Origin of the sequence: Candidatus Symbiopectobacterium sp. (assembly GCF_020054415.1) — a bacterium.
Lineage (GTDB): Bacteria > Pseudomonadota > Gammaproteobacteria > Enterobacterales > Enterobacteriaceae > Symbiopectobacterium.
In genome coordinates this window covers 1-1,452 of record NZ_JAHWCO010000354.1, presented here as the reverse complement: position 1 = coordinate 1,452, position 1,452 = coordinate 1, and the positions used below count along the sequence as shown (strand labels likewise).

The window sequence follows — 1,452 nt, the reverse complement described above, 5'->3', positions numbered from 1 at the left end:
GGCTTGCCATCTACCCGCGTTACACCACCGCAAATCGTCCATACACCACCACCATCTGGGTATGCAATTAAATGGTTGCCCTCTTTTTCATCAAGAAATCGGTCAAGAATAACCGATGCGGGAGCGCCGGCCAGTATGAGCCCGAGAATGACGGCACTTAGCCGCGTCTTTAAGGCACTCATTTCTGCTCTCTTAATGTTTTTTGCAGGTGGGAGGCTTTGTTGAATAAATAGATTTTATGCTGGCAGCCCAGTGAAACGACGGATCCTAGCAACGCAAAATCATGCAGTTAGACCTCATGAGAAAACTGTACACCTGAGATGACAAGCATTTTCAACCAAAACTGGCATGGAAAAACAGCATGATTACCTATTATTCAACAAAGCCATCAACATATTGAATACACGACCTGCAATTGGGCGCTTACCTGATGCTGTTGTTCACCAATACGCTGATTACGCTATTTTCTTTGGGGCTGGCCGCGCCGGTAGCACAGGTGCGCTATGCGCGCTTTATGGCGAATGCCACGCAAGTGAGCGGTGATCTTTCTCTGCTGAACGTACAGGCGCACAGTGATACCGCGCGTTCGGCGGTGGCGGAAGAGGCTGTCAGCGCGCTGGATCTTGACGTGGGCATCTAAGGCGACCTGATGATTATCTAGGGATTCTATCAGTGTCCGGGGCGTGCCGTACAGGAGGCGGCACGCGTGACGCTTGGCGAGCTGGATGCCTCGTTGGTACTGGCGCGCCACGACGCAGGCTCACAGGCGTTTATGTTGGCGCACGTTGAGGTCTCACAAGCGTTAGGGTCGATACCGTTGACGTTGACCTTCCCTGATGGCGGACGCTTTCGTCCTGCTGATAATGCTGTGTTTCGTGCCTAGGTGGCGCAGCATAAGTCTCCTAGCCTGGTGTATCGGCTAGAATAAGTACAAACGGGGCGCGCTGTTTGCCCTGCTGGCGACGGTGTTGGTGGCGCTCAGCTATGTGTATGTGGTGCTGCCTTGGCTGAGTAACACAGTCGCGTTGCATATCCCCACCGCCGTGGAGCAGCAACTGGGGGAGCATACGCTTGCTGTGCTGGAGCGAACCGAACTAGAGCCTTCAACCCTTCCTGAAGCGCGGCAGAAAGCGTTGCAGCGCCTGTTTGAGCAGGCGCAACCGCCGGAGATGCGTCAGGCGCGCACCCCGCTGCGTCTACGTCTGATGAGTGCGCCGGGCATTGGCCCAAATGCGTTTATGCTGGCAGATGGTACGCTGATTGTCAGCGATAGTCTGGTTAAGCTGTCGCGTCACGATGGTAGTCAGGTTGGGCTTTGTTGAATAAATCAGAACTTGTACGACTGCGCCCCATGCGGGTCGATTGTTACGTGATGCGAATACTGTTCGGCATTCCTAATAGCGTGATCCGGTTAAGCGCTTTGACCATGGCCATGGCTTCACCCACCTGAGC

General features: G+C 54.1%; 3 protein-coding genes and 2 pseudogenes. 4 read left to right on the top strand and 1 reads right to left on the bottom strand.

Annotated features, from left to right (window positions below):
- Positions 1-182: pseudogene (locus QZ506_RS10480) on the bottom strand (lysozyme); the annotation flags it as partial.
- A 230-nt stretch (positions 183-412) separates the two neighbouring features.
- Between QZ506_RS10480 and QZ506_RS10475 the strand changes: the two are divergent.
- From QZ506_RS10475 to QZ506_RS10460, 4 genes and pseudogenes are all read left to right on the top strand, one after another.
- Positions 413-640 (top strand): annotated as a pseudogene (locus QZ506_RS10475) (DUF898 family protein); the annotation flags it as partial.
- A 66-nt stretch (positions 641-706) separates the two neighbouring features.
- Positions 707-883 carry a hypothetical protein gene (locus QZ506_RS10470; protein ID WP_291970950.1) on the top strand — a complete coding sequence of 59 codons (177 nt, stop codon included), beginning with the start codon at positions 707-709 and terminating at the stop codon, positions 881-883.
- A gap of 85 nt (positions 884-968) precedes the next feature.
- Positions 969-1,322, top strand: coding sequence for a hypothetical protein (locus QZ506_RS10465; RefSeq protein ID WP_291970948.1), 354 nt, complete (start codon positions 969-971; stop codon positions 1,320-1,322).
- Positions 1,319-1,450 carry a hypothetical protein gene (locus QZ506_RS10460; protein WP_291970946.1) on the top strand — a complete coding sequence of 44 codons (132 nt, stop codon included), beginning with the start codon at positions 1,319-1,321 and terminating at the stop codon, positions 1,448-1,450. The genes QZ506_RS10465 and QZ506_RS10460 overlap by 4 nt, the downstream gene beginning before the upstream one ends.
- The last annotated feature ends 2 nt before the right edge of the window (positions 1,451-1,452 follow it).